The sequence below is a fragment of the Moraxella caviae genome, from assembly GCF_002014985.1.
Lineage (GTDB): Bacteria > Pseudomonadota > Gammaproteobacteria > Pseudomonadales > Moraxellaceae > Moraxella > Moraxella caviae.
The window spans coordinates 1-2,398 of sequence record NZ_MUXU01000095.1; the positions used below are offsets into that span (position 1 = coordinate 1).

Annotated in this window: 2 protein-coding genes; both read right to left on the reverse strand. The window is 41.5% G+C overall.

Annotation, left to right across the window (positions count from 1 at the left end; all coding sequences use genetic code 11):
• Positions 1-207: hypothetical protein (locus tag B0181_RS11385; RefSeq protein ID WP_143821609.1), on the reverse strand; the 207-nt coding region annotated here is incomplete at its 3' end.
• Positions 194-2,317, reverse strand: coding sequence for a type I restriction-modification system subunit M (locus tag B0181_RS11390; protein WP_078277611.1), 2,124 nt, complete (start codon positions 2,315-2,317; stop codon positions 194-196). The genes B0181_RS11390 and B0181_RS11385, both read right to left, overlap by 14 nt.
• Positions 2,318-2,398: the final 81 nt, after the last annotated feature.

The following is a 2,398-nucleotide window of genomic DNA, read 5'->3' on the forward strand; positions in this document are numbered from 1 at the left end:
ATAATTTGTTTCTACGTCAGAATAATTTTCGCCTTTGGGTAATCTCTTACCACCTTGTATTCTAATAAGATGAGATAATTTTGTTGTATCAACATGATTTTGATTAAACTGGTAATAATCAACATCTAATCGGCCATCCAACTCCCCTGACTTCACTAAAAACATTTTTCCGTGCGTTAATGCCGCCTGAAAATCAAAACTCGCCATGATTTACTCCCATAATAAAACGTGCCAATTCTGTGCCGATAACGTCCAGTTCATTGATGGCGGTGTCTTTGCCTGTCGCGTCATAGCCGATGTGTTCGGCGATTGCCATAAATATCGGATAATCGGGCAGTTGGGCTTGTTTCTGGGCAAGATACTCATCTAGTAGGTTTTCTTTGAGTGTAGTGATTTTATCACTGTATTCGCTATTAATCTCATTTTTCCACATTTTATATTGTTCGGTTTTTTTGAAAGCTTTTAAATCGCCCTCAAAATCAATACCTGTGGCATTTTTTAAAATGGCTTTTTTCTCGCTATCCCATGCTTTTAGGGTGGCTTCATACTGATGACGGTTTTTAATGGCGGTTTGAATGTCTTTTTTAATGTCGCTTAGGCGTTTTGTTTCGCTCGCATCGTATTTACGCAAAAACAGCACACTGCTTTTTACGCCTGCACCTGTGGCTTTAAAGGCGGTTTGTGGTAGACTGACCACAGCAATAATGCGGAATTTTTCTTCAATGCTATCACGCACATATTGCAAACTACTGTTGGTTAAAATGCCATCAGGAATGACAATCGCCAAATAGCCGTTGGGTTTTAAAAAGTTGTGGCATTGTTCAATAAATAATACTTCGGTGGCTTGGGTATCGCGGTTTTGCACACCGCTGTTTTTGATATCTAACCAAGAAACGTCTTTTAGCCCAAAACTGTAATTAGCAAGATAGGCTTTTTCGGTTTGTTTAACAGTGCTACCAAATGGCGGATTGGTAATGATAAAGTCAAAGTGATTGTATTTAAAACCTAAATTGTTGCTTTGGTTTTGAAGTTCGCCATCGCTTAACAAACCGTCGGCAGAAATGACATTAGTGTGTCCGTCATCGTGAATAATCATATTCATTTTAGCGGTTCGGCTGATTTGTTCGTTGATTTCAATGCCGTAAAGTTTTTTCTCGGCAAAATCATGCCAATGGCGATGATGTTCGGGCGTGCCGTCTTGATAATATTCATCGGCTTCACGGCGTACTTTGTCCAAAGCATGCAATAAAAATCCGCCACTACCGCAACTGGTATCCAGCACATAGCTGTCGTGAGTAATCGGCAATACGTCCACGATAAATTTTACAACACGACGCGGGGTAAAAAATTGCCCGAACTCACCACGAAAAAATGAACCCATAAAGGTTTCAAAGGCGCGCCCTTTGCTGTCAAGGTCAGTTTTGCTCAAACTGACTTCTTGCAAATAGCCAACAATGGTACGCACCCGTTCAGGCGATAAACGGATATTGTCTTTAAACACTTCGGGGTCTTTGGTGCGCCCTTCGGCATAAAGTGCGGTAATGCGATTTAATAGGGCTTGATTATTTTTCTTTATGCCGTCTTCGTTTTGTTCATCAAAGTCCAGCATCAGTTGAAAATCATAAGGCGTGCCGTCTTTGCGAGGTTTTCGCTCGTCCCAAATTTTACAAAAAATCAGTTTGTCCAATTCATCAAAGGCTTCGGACGGATTGAGCTGACCGCCTGCCCAAAGTGCGTTGTGGGCTTGTTTGAAACGGCGTGTCAAATCAGCTTCGTCCACAATTTGCAAATCAAAAAACTGCTGTTTGCCTTTTTCGGCAGACGGCTTTGTCCCTTTGACAAATTTGTAGCTGGCAAGTTTATCCACACCAAAAGGTGGAATATCAGGCAAAGTGGTGCGGGTGTTTTTGCTTTTGTCTACCGAAAAATATTCGTTTTTGATGGACGATGTTACCCACACGAATTTGACGTTGTTGGGCAAAGCATAGGCATAAGAATAGGCTTGATTGACGGCTTGGACAAATTCCGCTTCGGATACTTCGGCTTTTTTGCATTCCACCAAAATATGCGGTTGCTCGCACTTGTCATCACGATAGACCACGATGTCGGCTTCTTTGGTGGTAGAACCCATCGTTACCGACACAAAATTGCGAATGCGTTCTTTGGGGTAGCCATACTGCAAAATCAGACGGCAATAAACTTCCGCCTGAACTTGCTCTTCAGGATTAGAAAAATTGCGTGAACGTTTTTCAAATAAATATTCAATGCGGTTTTCAGGAGAAATAAAAATCAGCTTGTTTTTGATACCAAGCGCAATATACTGACTGACTGACTGACTGACTCATTTTTGCGTTCCTCAAATTAGTTTGTCAAGCATAATTTATCCACCCCGCCGTAA